Origin of the sequence: Paraglaciecola algarum (assembly GCF_021532655.1) — a bacterium.
Classification (GTDB): Bacteria; Pseudomonadota; Gammaproteobacteria; order Enterobacterales; family Alteromonadaceae; genus Paraglaciecola; species Paraglaciecola algarum.
Genome location: NZ_JAKGAS010000005.1, coordinates 138,085 through 153,744 on the forward strand (window position 1 = coordinate 138,085; position 15,660 = coordinate 153,744).

Annotated in this window: 14 protein-coding genes; 7 read left to right on the forward strand and 7 right to left on the reverse strand. The window is 39.3% G+C overall.

Annotated elements, in window-relative coordinates; all coding sequences use genetic code 11:
• Positions 1–348 precede the first annotated feature (348 nt).
• Positions 349–1,272, forward strand: coding sequence for an SMP-30/gluconolactonase/LRE family protein (locus L0668_RS10865; RefSeq protein ID WP_235312505.1), 924 nt, complete (start codon positions 349–351; stop codon positions 1,270–1,272).
• A complete protein-coding gene (locus tag L0668_RS10870; protein WP_235312507.1) occupies positions 1,272–2,327 on the forward strand; it encodes an aldose epimerase family protein in 1,056 nt (351 codons plus the stop codon). Before L0668_RS10865 ends, L0668_RS10870 begins: the two co-directional genes overlap by 1 nt.
• A gap of 90 nt (positions 2,328–2,417) precedes the next feature.
• Here the strand turns inward: L0668_RS10870 and dbpA are convergent, their stop codons facing one another.
• From dbpA to pyrC, 4 genes are all read right to left on the reverse strand, one after another.
• Positions 2,418–3,797: an ATP-dependent RNA helicase DbpA gene (gene dbpA, locus L0668_RS10875; RefSeq protein WP_235312509.1), complete on the reverse strand. Its 1,380-nt coding sequence runs from the start codon at positions 3,795–3,797 to the stop codon at positions 2,418–2,420.
• A 46-nt stretch (positions 3,798–3,843) separates the two neighbouring features.
• On the reverse strand, positions 3,844–4,533 hold the full coding sequence (locus tag L0668_RS10880; RefSeq protein WP_235312511.1) for a crotonase/enoyl-CoA hydratase family protein: 690 nt from the start codon (positions 4,531–4,533) through the stop codon (positions 3,844–3,846).
• Positions 4,534–4,600: 67 nt separating this feature from the next.
• The gene (locus L0668_RS10885; RefSeq protein WP_235312797.1) at positions 4,601–5,398 is read right to left on the reverse strand and encodes a substrate-binding periplasmic protein; all 798 of its coding nucleotides are present in this window, start codon (positions 5,396–5,398) and stop codon (positions 4,601–4,603) included.
• 49 nt (positions 5,399–5,447) lie between these two features.
• The gene (gene pyrC / locus L0668_RS10890) at positions 5,448–6,479 is read right to left on the reverse strand and encodes a dihydroorotase (RefSeq protein ID WP_235312513.1); all 1,032 of its coding nucleotides are present in this window, start codon (positions 6,477–6,479) and stop codon (positions 5,448–5,450) included.
• A gap of 253 nt (positions 6,480–6,732) precedes the next feature.
• On the opposite strand from pyrC, the gene L0668_RS10895 reads away from it, so the two are divergent.
• Positions 6,733–7,416, forward strand: a complete 684-nt coding sequence (locus tag L0668_RS10895; RefSeq protein ID WP_235312515.1) for a hypothetical protein — start codon at positions 6,733–6,735, stop codon at positions 7,414–7,416.
• A gap of 87 nt (positions 7,417–7,503) precedes the next feature.
• Here L0668_RS10895 and yegD read toward each other — a convergent pair whose 3' ends face one another.
• Positions 7,504–8,856 (reverse strand): molecular chaperone, encoded by a 1,353-nt coding sequence (yegD, locus tag L0668_RS10900; protein WP_235312517.1) that lies wholly within the window; start codon positions 8,854–8,856, stop codon positions 7,504–7,506.
• Positions 8,857–9,261: 405 nt separating this feature from the next.
• Here yegD and L0668_RS10905 point away from each other — a divergent pair, with 405 nt between their 5' ends.
• Complete coding sequence (locus L0668_RS10905) at positions 9,262–11,001, forward strand: bifunctional lysophospholipid acyltransferase family protein/GNAT family N-acetyltransferase (RefSeq protein WP_235312519.1); 1,740 nt, start codon at positions 9,262–9,264, stop codon at positions 10,999–11,001.
• A 223-nt stretch (positions 11,002–11,224) separates the two neighbouring features.
• On the opposite strand, the gene L0668_RS10910 is transcribed toward L0668_RS10905, so the two are convergent.
• Together L0668_RS10910 and L0668_RS10915 are read right to left on the reverse strand one after the other, a co-directional pair.
• Positions 11,225–11,560 (reverse strand): zinc ribbon domain-containing protein YjdM, encoded by a 336-nt coding sequence (locus L0668_RS10910; RefSeq protein WP_235312520.1) that lies wholly within the window; start codon positions 11,558–11,560, stop codon positions 11,225–11,227.
• Between the two features lie 117 nt (positions 11,561–11,677).
• The gene (locus tag L0668_RS10915; protein ID WP_235312522.1) at positions 11,678–12,199 is read right to left on the reverse strand and encodes a hypothetical protein; all 522 of its coding nucleotides are present in this window, start codon (positions 12,197–12,199) and stop codon (positions 11,678–11,680) included.
• 468 nt (positions 12,200–12,667) lie between these two features.
• On the opposite strand from L0668_RS10915, the gene L0668_RS10920 reads away from it, so the two are divergent.
• The 3 genes from L0668_RS10920 to cydB all read left to right on the forward strand — a co-directional run bounded on the left by L0668_RS10920 (position 12,668) and on the right by cydB (position 15,654).
• Positions 12,668–13,219 carry a GbsR/MarR family transcriptional regulator gene (locus L0668_RS10920; RefSeq protein WP_235312523.1) on the forward strand — a complete coding sequence of 184 codons (552 nt, stop codon included), beginning with the start codon at positions 12,668–12,670 and terminating at the stop codon, positions 13,217–13,219.
• Between the two features lie 63 nt (positions 13,220–13,282).
• Positions 13,283–14,653: a cytochrome ubiquinol oxidase subunit I gene (locus L0668_RS10925; RefSeq protein WP_235312525.1), complete on the forward strand. Its 1,371-nt coding sequence runs from the start codon at positions 13,283–13,285 to the stop codon at positions 14,651–14,653.
• A gap of 2 nt (positions 14,654–14,655) precedes the next feature.
• Positions 14,656–15,654, forward strand: a complete 999-nt coding sequence (cydB, locus tag L0668_RS10930; protein ID WP_235312526.1) for a cytochrome d ubiquinol oxidase subunit II — start codon at positions 14,656–14,658, stop codon at positions 15,652–15,654.
• Positions 15,655–15,660: the final 6 nt, after the last annotated feature.

Consider the following 15,660-nt stretch of genomic DNA (forward strand, 5'->3'; position numbering starts at 1 on the left):
TTTTATTTTATTTTCTTAAGTCAATTTAACTAGTAAGAGCAACTGCCAACATTTGGATCCCGTAAGATCCACTTTGTGCCACTTTTACCCACAAATGACAGTTTAGGTACCACCTGTCTATCATGTCAAGCACTAAAACAGCCGAAGTGGACAGGATTTGCAGACTGTTTGGCAGATACCTTGAGGAAGTCCATGAATTGGTTGAAAAAAGCAAAAAAAGACGCAATTTGCATACAGGTGTAAATAATAATTTGTATAAACCATTAACGAATAAAAGCAGGTGATTTTTGCCCTTAGAAAAGAATATACTCATTCTTAATTAGTATATTAAACTAAGAAGGATCAAGCTTGGCGGAATCGATACAACTTACTCAAAAACTTGCCGTTGGCAATACTCTCGGCGAAGGTGTGATTTGGGATCATAGGCAAGAAATTGTTTATTGGACTGACATCCAACAAAGCACATTATTCAGTTGGAAATTTGGCGACTTACAAGCAAAACAATATATGTGCCCTGAGCGCTTAGGCTGTTTTGGCTTAACCCCAAATTTGGATTGGCTAATTTGTGGTTTTGAATCTGGTTTTGCATTTTTTAATCCCCATACTGGCAAAATAAACTGGATACAAAAAGTAGAAACCGAGTATTCACATACGCGATTAAACGATGGCCGAGTTGATCGCCAAGGTCGATTCTGGGCTGGCTCTATGATGCAGGATGAGGGCGCTGACGAATCCAGAGCAAGAGCCTCGCTGTATCGTTTAGAGCATAATCATCAAGTGACAAAAGTAATAGAGCAAATAAAAGTATCCAATGGTTTATGTTGGAGCCCAAATGGGGATACCCTTTATTTTGCCGACTCACCAACCCAAACTATTCGACAAGCCAAAATGAATACTGAGACAGGCGATATAGGCCAGTTAACTCAATTTGCAAAAACTGACAGTCATGCATACCCAGATGGCTCCTGTGTAGACAACCAAGGTTGTATTTGGAATGCTCAATGGGCAAGTAATACAGTTAAGCGTTACAGCCCAGATGGCGAATTGTTGTTAACTTTGGATGTTCCTTGTAAACAACCCTCCTGCGTGGCATTTGGGGGACCTGACTTACAACACTTGTTTGTGACCTCTGCCAGAATAGGCTTATCGGAAAAACTTTTAGATGAACAGCCTAGCAACGGTAACTTATTTGTTTACCATACTCCCTATACTGGATTACCTGAATCCATTTGCCTAACTCCATTTAGCACTTCAATTGAGACTAATAAATAATGATAAAAAAACAAAATTTCGGCACCTTAAGTAATGGCCAAAACGTAGAACAGTACACACTAACCAATGAAAATGGTGTTTCGGCAGATATTTTAACATTAGGCGGGATCTTACGCCGCTTTCATGTTCCCACTAAACTTCAATCCACAGATATTGTGCTAGGTTTTGATACCCTAGAAGAATATGTGAATGATCAGAGTTATTTAGGCACGTTAGTAGGCAGGTACGCGAATCGTATCAACCAAGGAAAGTTCAGCTTAAACGGCGCTGACTACCAAGTTGATGTGAACCAAAATGGCAATTGTTTACATGGCGGAGCTAATGGGTTTAATAGTTATGTGTGGCAAGCAACCGTGCTGCCTGATTCAAATGCCCCCTCATTGGCATTAGAAATGTTGAGCCATGATGGTGACCAAGGGTTTCCAGGAAATATTGAAGTGAAAGCGATATATAGCCTTACCCATCAAAACCGCTTAAAAATTGAATATTTTGCTAGAAGCGATCAGGACACAATTTTTAATCCAACTAATCACGCCTACTTTAATTTAGCTGGCCAAAATAGCGGAGATGTTACCCAGCATAAGATATCAATAGAGGCCGGTCGATACACGCCGACTGATTCAAATGCGATTCCAACTGGAGAGCTAGCAACGGTAGATGCCACTCCATTTGATTTTAGAACTCCCACTACGATTGCTGATGTTTTAGCTTTAACACACCAACAATTAGAATACGGAAATGGTTTGGATCACAATTTATGTTTAGATCATTTTATCTCAGAGCAAAAAGACGCTTTGTATGCAGGCAATGCAATATGCGCTGAATCTGGCATAGAAATGAAAGTGTATACCTCAATGCCGGGTATGCAGATTTTTACAGCCAATCACTTTGCCGATATGCCCGGAAAAGACGGTGCCATCTACCAAGCTCATCAAGGTGTGTGTTTCGAAAGTCAGTTTTACCCTGATACTCCCAATCATGGCAATTTCCCTAGTGCAGAATTAAAAGCCAATCAGGATTTTTATTCAGTGACTGAGTATGAGGTTATTTTTTAAAAAGCCCTAATGTAAAAGGATAAGGAATAATAATATTTAAAAGTTAAGCAGCAGTTGCAGCTTAACTTTTAAATCGCCCCAAAAAGTACCTTAGCTCAACTTTCTTGCTTTAAACTTACGGCCTTTTAATTTGCCTTCGTTAAATTGTTTAAGTGCGCGTTTCACGCTGCGGGTTTTCACTGCCACATAGGTGTGAGTAGCAGTCACATTGATTTTTCCTACGTCTTCAAAAGCTATGTCGGCGTCTTTGGTCAAAGCACCTATAACATCACCAGGTCTAATTTTGCTTTTTTTACCAGCATCAATACAGATCGTGGCATATTCAGGCTGGATCAAACGATTGGCATGAAAACGGATTGATTGGATACCCGTCCATTTAATTTTAGCTTTTTGATAGTCTTCTATGGCATTGGCTCTAGGCATTTCTTTGGGTGAACACAGCGTAAGCGCTAGGCCTTTTGCATCTGCTCGTCCTGTTCGGCCAATACGATGAATATGCACTTCAGGATCTGGAGTGATTTGATAACTGATCACTGCATTTACTTCTTTAATATCTAACCCGCGAGACGCTACATCTGTGGCAATTAACACCGACACACTTCGATTAGCAAAACGAGTCAGAACTTGTGTTCTGTCACGCTGTTCTAAATCACCGTGTAAAGCTAAAGCAGACACACCTATGCTAGCCAGCTCGTCAGCCACTTCTTGACAGGCAATCTTAGTATTACAAAACACTATGGCAGATTCTGGTTGGTAATGACTGAGTAAAGCCGCTACGGCTTTTATTCTGTGAGGCTCTTCAACTTCGAAAAATATTTGCTCAATACTGTTAGCTTCATGGGTAGCCTCAACACTGACTTCGATTGGGTTACGTTGCACATCTCGACTGATTTGGGCAATAGTATCCGGATAGGTTGCTGAAAATAACAAGGTTTGGCGCTCAAGTGGCACTGCATCTATGACCTTGGCCATTTCTACCTCAAAGCCCATGTCTAACATTCTGTCAGCTTCATCAAGCACTAAGGTATTCACTTCAGACAAATCGAGTCTTTGTCTAAATAGATGATCCATAATGCGCCCTGGCGTACCCACAATAATATGTGCACCATGTTCTAAAGAGCCTATTTGTGGCCCCATAGGTGTGCCACCGCAAAGTGTTAGGACTTTAATATTGTGAATACCACGGCCTAGCTTGCGGATCTCTAAAGCGACCTGTTCAGCTAACTCACGGGTGGGGCACATTACCAAAGCTTGTACGCGAAAACGTTTCACTCTTAGGTTATGCAATAACCCCAAACCAAAAGCGGCGGTTTTACCACTGCCTGTTTTAGCTTTAGCCACCACATCTTTACCTTCGATAATAGCCGGTAAACTCATGGCTTGGATATCTGTCATTTCCTTGAATCCCATAGATTCAAGGTTGTCTAATAAGGCATTTTTTAAGCCTAATGAAGCAAATTCTTTATTCAAAATAATCTCTTTGATTTATGTCTACTAAGGTTTCACACTTGTGTTGTTACAAACTGCTATGTCGGTCTTTTTCTATATTTTCATCTAACACTTGCAGCAATTCTGCCCGTGCTTTTAATTTAGTTTGGTGGTGGGCTGTCATGTTTAATTTAGTCATGGCCTGAGCGACAAAATTTACCGTAGGCCAAAACTCTTGTTCGCTAACTAGCTTATCTAAAAATCCTGCATTCTCGGCGTCTTGAGGTGTAAACATTTCAGCTAAAATAACTGAGCGGTTAAAAAATACTGGTGCTAATCGTCCTCTGGCTAATTCTACCCCAGCATGATGCATAGTCATACCAATAGCCACTTCATTTAAACCTATCTTAAAATCACCGGCCACACCAATACGATAATCAGCCGCGAGCAATAAAAATGCACCTTTGGCTACCGCATGCCCACTACATGCCACTATTATTGGATAAGGGAATGCCAACATACGTCGAGTTAGAGCTGACCCCTTGGCCACAAGAGCCATTGCAGACTGCATACTTTCCTGCATGATCTTTAAATCGTAACCGGCTGACAACATGCCTGGCTGACCAGTTAAAACAACCACTGCATTTGCTTGTTCAGCTTTATCCAAAGCGCTATTTAAGTCATTAATAACCTCATGGGAAATGGCATTAGCCTTGCCGTTTTGTAAAGTGATAGTGGCAATGTTATTTTCAATTTGGCAACAAACTAATTCGTTCATATTTATTCTATTTCAACTCTAAAAAAGTTAATCAATGGGGTTGGCTTAATTTTAGTTAGTGATACTTTTATTTCAGCAAATCTATTGGATAAAGGTTATTTGCCAAAATAGAATCAAGCTCACCTGAATCCTTAATTTTAGCTACAACCTGATTAATTTTTGATATCCTATCCTTCCATTTGAGACCAAACACGAAGCTTAAATCAGAGCTTTCGATTGCTGAACTCGAACGCCATACTTTACGTTTGATATTAAAACGATTAGTCATCCAGGCGGCTCGATATTCATCTAAGTAGAGCAGGTCACAACGCCCTTTTCGAAATAGTTTAATCAAAGGTGTTTGATTAGATACTTCAACAGCCTGTGCAATATTCGTTTGAAAATATGGATCGAGATTAGGATATTTATAATATTGTCTAATACACACAGATTTATTCTTCAACCAAAATAATATTTTGTTTTCGTTATCTGTTTCGTTAAAAGGTGAAAAGCTATATAAGAACTCTCTATGCACAATAAGGGGGGCAGAAAACTGCAGTTTTGTGTCTTTACTCACCCATTTGGGAGATAACCAAGTCATATCTGCCTCATCATCCAAAAGGACCTTTTCTAAACCTTTTCTACCCGTAGGTACATACTTCAGCTCTAAACCAAGCTCCCTGCTTAAGGCTTGAGCAAGGGAGGGAAATATCCCGTGATAGTGATGATTGGCATCAGTATAGAGGTATGGAGGCTCCTCAATGTAAATGACCGCCACTCGCAACAATTTATCATTTGAGATTAATTCGTTTGCATTTGCTCCACCAATACAGATAACCAACCAAAAGTACTTGGTAAAAATAGTTAAACTCTGCATTCGGAACATTGACAAATTCAAACCCCTAAGAGAAAACTTACAATTCTACAAAATGATATTAGACTATTTTCCAATTAACAGTTTGTCCTGCAAAAAATGGCACTATTGGCTCGCCACTCGCTAAGCTTACAGAATCAGGAACTTGCCAGCTTTCTTTAACTAAAGTAACCGTACCTGTGTTTCTAGGCAAACCGTAAAAATCAGCACCATGTAAGCTAGCAAAGCCTTCCAATTTGTCTAAGGCATCTAAATCATCAAACACTTGAGTGTAAAGCTCTAACGCACTCCACGCACTGTAACATCCCGCACAACCACAGGCCGATTCTTTGGCATGTTTTGCATGTGGAGCTGAATCTGTGCCTAAGAAAAACTTCGAAGAACCTGTAGCTACTGCTTTTCTAAGAGCTTGTTGATGTGTGCCGCGTTTTAACACAGGCAAACAATAGTTGTGAGGTTTAACACCGCCTACTAATAAATCATTACGGTTAAGCAATAAATGTTGAGGAGTAATGGTTGCTGCGACCTTATCTGAACTTTCAGCTACAAATTCAGCTGCATCTTGAGTGGTGATATGTTCAAACACCACTTTTAAGTTTGGAAATGCGGCGACTATCTTAGTCATATATTGATCAATAAATAACTTTTCACGATCAAAAATATCAATATGTGTTTGGGTAACTTCACCATGGATTAGTAACAATAACCCTTGTTTTTCCATTTCAGCAAAAACCGGATACATAGCCTCAATGCCGCTCACAGCTTGCGCCGAATTAGTAGTAGCACCTGCCGGGTACAATTTAGCAGCCACAACGCCAGCTTGTTTGGCATCAGCAATATCTTGCACCGAAGTTTGATTAGTTAAAAACAAAGTCATCAAAGGTTCAAAACCACTGCCTTTAGGAGCCGCAGCCAGAATTCTTTGTTTATAGTCCAAGGCCATTTTTGCGGTTGTAACAGGAGGCACTAAATTAGGCATTACAATAGCACGAGCAAAACATCTGGCGGTAGCCGGAACGGTTTCGTTTAACATTTCGCCATCTCTAAAATGTAAATGCCAATCGTCTGGTGTGGTGATAGTAATTTGTTGCATGTGTCCCCTTTGAACCTTTGTGCCTATAAATAAGTCCCAGCGAATCGCTGAGATTAATTAAAATCATTTTACGACTATTATGCCCTATTTTAATATCTACAGCAGAGATTTCACTCAGTGTTTTTTAGAGTTTTGGCTAAGACTAATCATGTTAAAACTAAGAACTATCCTATAATTTAAAAGTAATCGTTTTAAATTATGTAAAGAAAAAACAAATGAGCCATATTATTGACTATGAGCGGGAGAAAGCAATTTGAAAAACGTTAACTCAACTTATATTTTTGAAAGTCCTTATCTAGTAGCAAGAAAGGTTATCAAATTAACCTTGGCGATTCTATTTTTGGGGTTAGGGACAATTAGCCATGTATCAATTGCAAAGCTCAATACCCAGTCGTTAGAACTAATTGAAAGCCCCCACTTTGATATATTTCGTATTGCCGAAGTAGCCAACCTACCGACTTCTCGTAAAATTTACGTCAGTCACATAGATGCTGATTTTGACTCTGCATGGTTGAAAGAATTTAGAAGTAAAACCACTAAAACATATCGCAATAGAGTGTTACGTGACTATAGCCGAACGCTCGAAGATCAAATCAAGCAAAAATTAATCAAGTCAGGTTGGAGTGTCTTTGATGAACCAGAAGAAGGTATTTTAGTATTAAAAACCAAATTAACCGACTTATATATTTTTGGTCCACAAGTTATTACCAGAGAACATGTATTGGTTACCCAAATAGGCCAATCTTCAGTTACATTTTCCTTAGAAGGCACTGATCGGCACACAATTTTCGAAGGAGAAGATAAAGGCATTGCTGGAGGGATCCAGAATCATTTTATAGAAACTAACGAAGCCATAAATTTCAGTCGGTTTAATCGTTTAATGACACTTTGGGCTACGAATATTGTTTACTATGCAGACACTATCATAGATGGCTGAAAAACATTCAGCTAGGGGCTTAATACCAATCGCGACTTATGAATCTAACGATTGGTGCCTCTTAGTTTTTGTTCCTTTATACTTGGATTACTTAAAACACAAATTGGCCCATCGGGCCAGTCCTGCTGTCACCGAACCAACATAATCGCCATTAGCAATAGGTACATTTCCAACAACCGATTTTATTGCTTCTCGCACAATGGGAGAGCGGGCCGAACCACCAGTGATAAAAATTTCATCCGGTTGTACTTGGGCTTGAGCTAAGGTTTCTCTCACAAGCTTTTGAATTTGCTTAACTGGTCGGTAAATCGATTTTTCCATTTCTTCAACTGAAACAGGTATGTTTATGTCTTCAGCAAATAATTGAATTCTCGCGCTAAAATTCTCACTTTCAGACAAGGCGATTTTAGTACGTTCAGCTTCAGCTACTATGCTATGGCCTAGAGTATTGTCGTAAACCTCTATCAATCGAGCTAACTTGTCTGGCTCTTTAGCACTAGACTGCATGGCTTTAAGTTCTCGATAATTGGCTCGTGAATAAAAGGTTTTTTGAGCGATCACATCATTGATGGCGATACATTCCCAAAATGGCATATTGGGCATGGGTAGACCCGTTTTTGCATCTGAGTCTTTGCCAAACTCAAACATAAAACTCTTACTTGCTAAATGAATATCTAAATCATTCCCCCCCACAAAACTGCCGGAATGGCCTAGTAAAGATTCTGCTCGGTCTTGTTTACCTACCCAAGTTGGGCCCATGCGTATTAGTGAACAATCTGAAGTACCCCCCCCAATATCCACCACCAGAACATTTCTGTCTGTGGTTAAAGTGGCCTCATACTCTAAACCAGCAGCTACAGGCTCAAATTGAAACTCGATGTGTTTAAAACCGGCCCTTGTGGCAGCTCTGCACAGAATATTTTCAGCTTGAATGTTTGATTGTTCACCACCTCTATTGTGAAAATTAATAGGTCTCCCAATCACGGTTTCATCTACCAATTTGCCTAATGACGATTCAACATTGCGTTTAATATTTGCCATCATGGCACATACTATATCTTCAAATATGGTGTAACGAATTTCATCTAAACCTAATATGCCTAAAAATGATTTAGGCGACTTTACATAATAATAATCAGTTGGATCTTCTAAATATAATGCTGTGGCTTGTTTACCAAAACGAAGATCTTCTGGGATTACATCTAAACCTTCTCTTTTGTTGGTATTGATTGAGCTTTGTAGCAATTTTTCACCCACCTCACTCATGGGCAATATGTTTAAATGGCGATACAAATATTCTGATACGGCTTCTCTATTAGGGGCACATAAAGTAGATGCGATGAATGACTCATCTCCATTTACCGCTATAGGTTGCACTATATTATTAACAATGTTCGCCACAGAACATGTGGCCGTGCCAAAATCAAATCCAACGGACATTTTTACCTCTTTAATAAATGTTAGGGGAATTATACCAATCGGCATAAATAAGTAGTCACTCAGAATGTGTCCAGCGAGTTTTAAAAGGGCTTACTCTACGTTGCATGACTTCGAAAGAGAACGAGTTGTCTTTTAATAAGGAGCTGTCAGTCATGCGCCTTGATCACGCTCTTTTAAACTCTCGCTGAGAGGCCAATTATTTATGCCGAATGGTATTACTATCTCGACGTTTTCTTTGAATAAACGCTTGGGGAATGCCAAGGATAAGAGTTAATTGCAAAAAGCAGATTATACCTATGAACACGTGTCTGGCATAGAAAAGTTACTTCTCGAAGTAAAGAAAAGGCTGAATTTCTGTTTAAAATCAAGCAAGATAACGTCATTATTTATGTATGGAAATGTTTTATGCCTGCAGCCATCAGCCTGCTCAATTTAGTCCGTGAAAATAAAAAGAATGTTTTTACCAAACTTGTTTTAAAATTATTAGATCGTATTTTAGCTATCCACAAAATGGATGCACTTTATACTGAAAACAATCTGCATGGATTAGACAAAACTACTTTTGCCAAACGTTTAATAGACGGCTTAAATATTCAATTAAATGGCATAGAACAGCTACAAAACAGCATTCCAAAATCGGGGCCTGTGGTGATCGCCAGTAACCACCCTTTCGGTGGTATTGAAGGGGTATTTTTAGCCTGGGCAATTGAACAGGTTAGGCCTGATATAAAAGTGATGGCCAACAAGGGATTAAAAATATTTCCTGAAATACAAGACTACTTCATTTTTACCAATCCTTTGGCCGCCAATGACCCTAAAAATGCTCCGTCTATTCGTCATTGTTTGAAACATGTTAAACAAGGTGGCGCGTTATTAATATTCCCTGCCGGCAGTGTGAGTCATTACCAAAAAGACACAAAACGTATTACTGACGAGTCATGGAACAGGTTAGTGGCAAGCATTGCCAATCGCACTCAAGCACATTATTTGCCTGTGTTTGTTAGTGGCACGAATAGCCCCTTGTTTTATCGATTAGGCCGTATTTATTATCGCCTGCGAATGTTGATGTTACCTCGGGAGCTTGCGAATAAACGTAATGCACACATAACTGTCACCAGCGGCCAAGCAATTGCAGCTAAACATTACGCTAAAGATATCGACCTCAATACTCAAACTAAAATGTTTAGAGCTCAAAGTTATTTACTCGATCCACAATGGAAAAAAAACTGGCCTAAAGATCCGGTCACTGAGTTACAAGACCTAGCACCTGAAACCAAAGGTGAGGTGATTTTAAACGAAGTGAGTCAATTACCAGCAGAGCAACATTTATTAGATCACAAAGGCCTTGCCGTGTATTTTGGTTATCAAAATCAGCTCCCCAATACGGTTAACGAAATCGCTAGGTTAAGAGAACTTGTTTTCAGAGAGCATAATGAGGGTAGCGGTGAACCAATAGACTCAGACAAATTCGACGCCACTTATACCCACTTGTTTGTGATTAAACCAGATTCAGGGCAAATAATCGGTGCTTATCGCATGGGCCAAACAGACAAGCTATTAGCCGATGGTAATTTAGAAAACCTTTATCTGCACAAGATGTTTGATTTTGGCCCCAAGTTTATTAATCGGCAACAACCTTGCTTAGAAATGGGCCGTTCGTTTTTGATACCCGAATATCAAAGAAGTTTTCAAGGTTTGTTTTTATTGTGGCGTGGAATAGGCGCTTTTGTCTGTAAGTTCCCTCAATATCGTACTTTATATGGCACAGTATCTATTAGTAAATTGTACGACATGCGTAGTGTTGCCATCATTGAACGAGCTATGGTGACCCTCACCAATACAGTCGCTCGTAGACACCCTTTTAGTTACGAGTTTCAACCTGAGTTTAATGACTTCGCCACTAAACATGCTCTAGAAGAACATGTCACACCACTGCTTAAAGGTATAGAGCCAGATGGTAAAGACGTCCCTATTTTGCTTAAACATTATAAAAAGCTAGGTGCGGTGTTTCATTGTCTTGGCGTAGACAAAAGTTTTAATGACACACCAGGATTGTTACTCAGCGTAGATTTACCCGCAGCACCAGAGAAGTTATTAAAACTTTATTTAGCTGATGGTTGGCAAGAATATAAACAAGCGGAATAGTTTCGAGCTGCGAGTGATGGGTATAGGTAACCGAAAAGATCAAAACTATTTACCACAGAGTTCACAGATGCTTCGCCACACAGAGAAAAGATATTGATGGTTAAGATACAAGCTTATTAACCATTATTTTTCTCAGTATTCTCTGTGCCCTCTGTGGCTCAATATTTTTTGCTTCTAGCTCTTTAATCGCAGCTAGAAGCTCATAGCTGCTTTGTTCTTCTTTCTACACCTTCTTCACAAACTGCGATTTAAGTTTCATGGCACCAATACCATCAATTTTACAATCAATGTCGTGATCACCATCCACCAAGCGGATATTTTTCACTTTAGTGCCCACTTTAACAACTGACGACGAACCTTTAATTTTAAGATCTTTAATCACAGTGACTGTGTCGCCGTCTTGTAAGGTATTACCGTTTGAGTCTTTGATGTCTTTGGCGTCTTCATCTACTTCACCAGACTGAGGCCACTCATGAGCACATTCAGGACAAACAAACATGTCGCGATCTTCGTAAGTATAAGCTGAGTCGCACTGGGGACAATTGGGTAAATCACTCATGGAACAACATCCTTAAAACTAACCACATTAATTAAGTAGCTATAACACTAAAAATAAAGTGGGTATTATCCATTTATAATCATTAATTGCCAGAAATGGCTTTAATATAAGACTGATTTAGGCCCGTTGACGTAAAAAAGTGGCTGTACTAGGTGCAATACCAAACTGGGACTCAGTTTGCTGGCCAAGTAAGGAACTCATCACGGCTAACAAAGAAAAATGATGAATGGCATGGCTAGATACAAACACTAACTCTCGAGCTAAAGTGGACCGACTATGGGTATTATGGGTTTGATTCACTGAGGTTTCACAAATTACTGTCAAAGGTAAATCTGCATTTAACTGACAAACCTCTGTCAACCATGTTTGTAATTCTTCCCAAGCACTTAAAGCTGCTTGAGGACAAGACTCGATATCAGAATGGCGATGGCGTTTGTTGTAGTTTATTACCCCATGCTCAACACCATTTCGTAACGCTAGATAATGGTCCAAAATATGGCGCATATGAGCTCCCGCACTACTCGAAAAGTGGGGGGCCATAATGGTTTGATATTCTTTTTCATTTAAGCCAACTAAAAAAGTTTTTGCTTGGCTAACAGTTTCCAATAGGCTAGTTAACTCTATCTCACTTTTGAGCATTATTTTCCTTTACAAATTGTTACTACAACTAGGATGCACTTCTGTAGACCTTAGCAATTCTCAATTAATTTCACTGATTATATGAAAAATCCTAATTCATCAGACAGTTACACACAAGATCTAATTGGCCCATACTAAAAAGTTAAAGCTACATTTTTATGAATTTGAGTATGATGAACAATCCCTCAATCAATATCTGTATATTTTACTTCAACTATTTAAGTAACCCCGGTTCTGGATAAGCAACGCCTGCAAGGTGGCTATTTTTGTCCCTATAGGCGTTGCTCTAAATCGGTTTAGAATGACTAGACAGCATTCAGAGCGCCTTTATAGGAACAGAGATTTCTTATCCAGTACTGAGGTTAAGTAAATTTCTGACAATAATTTAATCTATCATTTGACTATCAACACATTAAGTTTTAAAGTTTCAGTAATTACTGAAACTTTAAAACTTAATGTGAGCACAAAATGAAAATGACACCTATGATCGAAACCTTCGTCATGCATTTTGGCGAAATGGGGAGCCGCTGGGGGTTTAACCGCACTGTGGGGCAAATGTATGCTTTACTGGTGATCAGCAAAAATCCTATCACTGCCAACCAAGTTGCCGAAGCACTAAGCATATCCAGAGGCAATGTCAGTATGGGATTAAAAGAATTACAATCTTGGCAGCTTATTCAAACACACCATAAACCAGGTGATCGTAAAGACTACTTTCTTACCAATGGTAGCATTTGGGATATGGCCAATCGTGTATTTGAAGAAAGACGTAAAAGAGAAATGGATCCTACCTTGTCCTTACTTAGAGATATTTTACTGGATACCCCTGCCAATGACGATGAAATTCATGCCCAAGAAAAGCTTCAGGAAGTACATGATTTATTGGAAGGCATCACTAAATGGTCCAGTGAATTACAACGCTTAAGTCCAGAAAAGTTAGAGACGTTAATGAAACTCGGCTCAGGGGTTGGCAAAGTGCTGGACATTAAAGACAAATTACTCAAACGCACTAATGAATAACTAACCCGCTAGTAATACAGCTTTAAATTAATTAATTTTCTTATTGAGTAAAAGAGGTGTCCTATGGACGACGTATTCTTGTTGTCTCGCCTGCAATTTGCGGCCAATATCAGTTTTCACATTTTATTTCCAAGCATTACCATTGCATTAGGTTGGTTCTTATTTTATTTCAAATTACGTTTTAACCTCAGTCATCATCCAGTATGGATGCGGATCTACCGCTTTTGGGTGAAAATATTTGCACTAAGTTTTGCAATTGGTGTGGTGACAGGCATCACTATGTCATTCCAATTTGGTACCAATTGGCCAGGCTACATGGAACGCGTGGGCAATATTGCAGGTCCATTATTGGGTTATGAAGTGCTCACTGCTTTTTTCTTAGAAGCGACATTTCTAGGTATTATGTTATTTGGCATACATAGAGTGCCCAGTTGGTTGCACACCTTAGCTACTTTGTTAGTAGCGATAGGCACTACACTTTCAGCCTTTTGGATCATAGCCTTAAATTCTTGGATGCAAACCCCAACAGGATTTGAAATGCGTGATGGCGTAGCCCACGCCATCGATTGGTGGTCGATTATCTTTAATCCATCTTTTCCGTATAGATTGAGCCATGTGTTATTAGCATCAGGATTAACTGCTGCATTTTTAATCGCTGGCATTTCGGCCTACAGAATTATACGTGGAGATAATAAAAAAGCTCCTCGATTAGCCTTAAAAACCGCTATATACGCCGCATCTTTCTTGATCCCTTTACAAATATTTGTAGGTGATCTACATGGCTTAAACACCTTAGAGCATCAACCTCAAAAAGTCGCAGCAATGGAAGGGGTTTGGGAAACTAAACAAGGTGTGCCTTTATTACTGTTTGCTATACCTGATGAAAAAAATCGGACTAATCATTTTGAAATCGCCATACCCAAGGTTACTAGTATGATTTTAACCCATGATCCAAATGGTGAAGTACAAGGCTTAAATGACTTTATAGGTGAGCATCCGCCGGTAGCCCCTGTATTTTATAGTTTTCGGATCATGATAGGTGTAGGTGTATTAATGTTGGCTATAGCTTGGTTTAGTAGCTATAAATTGCTGCGTAATAAACATCTAACTAACACTCACCTATATGCTTTAATCGCCATGACCTTTTCCGGTTGGCTAGCAACTCTTGCCGGTTGGTATGTCACTGAAATTGGTCGTCAACCATACTTAGTATCCGGGATATTAAAAACCTCAGAAGCGGTCACTGATATCGCCCCAGAGAATGTTGTGTTTAGTTTTACTCTGTATATCTTGGTATACCTAGTATTAATGGTGGCATATTTACATACCTTATTTTTAATGGCGAGAAAGGCCGTACAAATTGAAGAAATACAACCAGAGGAACTAATTAAACTCAATCCCTCTTCAACCAGCCAACCTCGAGAAGGAATATAATCATGTTTGCAGACCAAGACTTACCTATTATATTTGCTGGGTTAATGGCGTTATCGATCATAGTTTACGCCATTCTCGATGGTTATGATTTGGGCGTAGGTATTTTGTTACCGTTAGAGAATGACAAACAAGCTGATCAAATGATTGCTTCTATTGGACCATTTTGGGATGCCAACGAAACTTGGTTAGTTTTAGCCGTAGGACTAATGTTGATCGCCTTCCCAAGTGCCCATAGCGTGATCCTAAAAGCCTTATATATTCCCACAGCCTTTATGTTAATAGGCTTAATATTGCGTGGTGTCGCTTTTGATTTTCGTGCCAAAGTAGCTCAAGTAAATAAACACAGGTGGAATCAAGTTTTTAAACTAGGCTCTGTTATCACCAGTTGCAGCCAAGGTTACATGTTAGGCAGTTTTGTGATGGGTTTTGAATCTTCACTAACAGCATACTTATTCGCCAGTTTGAGCGCGCTAGGCGTAACATGTGCCTATGCCTTGATTGGCAGTGGTTGGTTAATTTTGAAAACGACTGAAGATTTGCAACTCAAAGCAATAGAATGGGCCAAGTTCAGTGGAAAAATTAGTTTCGTGGGTATTTTAGCTGTTTGTGTCGTCAACCCACTGATTAATCAGTTTGTATTTGAACGTTGGACAACCGCTCCATTTGCTTACTTCGTTGTTATTATACCTTTTGCATGTTTTACCTTATTGTTTGTTGGGCACCTTGTTTTAAAACAACTGCCATTAAAAAACGACTCTGGTTGTTGGTTACCTTTTATGATCATTGTTGTAGTTTACTTATTTTGCTTTTGTGGATTAGCTTTTAGTTTTTATCCGTACGTAGTACCTGGGCAACTGACTATTTGGCAAGCAGCCAGTGCGCCAGAATCATTACGTTTTATTTTGTATGGAGCACTTGTGGTAATACCTTGTATATTGGCATATACCGTTTTTTCTTATCGAGTATTTTGGGGGAAAGTCGAAGATTTGCGATACTATTAGAAATGA

Coding starts and splice junctions, on each gene's coding strand:
- L0668_RS10925 (WP_235312525.1), top strand. CDS start 13,283: ATGGACGACGTATTCTTGTTGTCTCGCCTGCAATTTGCGGCCAATATC.
- L0668_RS10885 (WP_235312797.1), bottom strand. CDS start 5,398: ATGTTCCGAATGCAGAGTTTAACTATTTTTACCAAGTACTTTTGGTTG.
- yegD (WP_235312517.1), bottom strand. CDS start 8,856: ATGTCCGTTGGATTTGATTTTGGCACGGCCACATGTTCTGTGGCGAAC.
- L0668_RS10910 (WP_235312520.1), bottom strand. CDS start 11,560: ATGAGTGATTTACCCAATTGTCCCCAGTGCGACTCAGCTTATACTTAC.
- L0668_RS10920 (WP_235312523.1), top strand. CDS start 12,668: ATGAAAATGACACCTATGATCGAAACCTTCGTCATGCATTTTGGCGAA.
- cydB (WP_235312526.1), top strand. CDS start 14,656: ATGTTTGCAGACCAAGACTTACCTATTATATTTGCTGGGTTAATGGCG.
- L0668_RS10870 (WP_235312507.1), top strand. CDS start 1,272: ATGATAAAAAAACAAAATTTCGGCACCTTAAGTAATGGCCAAAACGTA.
- pyrC (WP_235312513.1), bottom strand. CDS start 6,479: ATGCAACAAATTACTATCACCACACCAGACGATTGGCATTTACATTTT.
- L0668_RS10905 (WP_235312519.1), top strand. CDS start 9,262: ATGCCTGCAGCCATCAGCCTGCTCAATTTAGTCCGTGAAAATAAAAAG.
- L0668_RS10915 (WP_235312522.1), bottom strand. CDS start 12,199: ATGCTCAAAAGTGAGATAGAGTTAACTAGCCTATTGGAAACTGTTAGC.
- L0668_RS10880 (WP_235312511.1), bottom strand. CDS start 4,533: ATGAACGAATTAGTTTGTTGCCAAATTGAAAATAACATTGCCACTATC.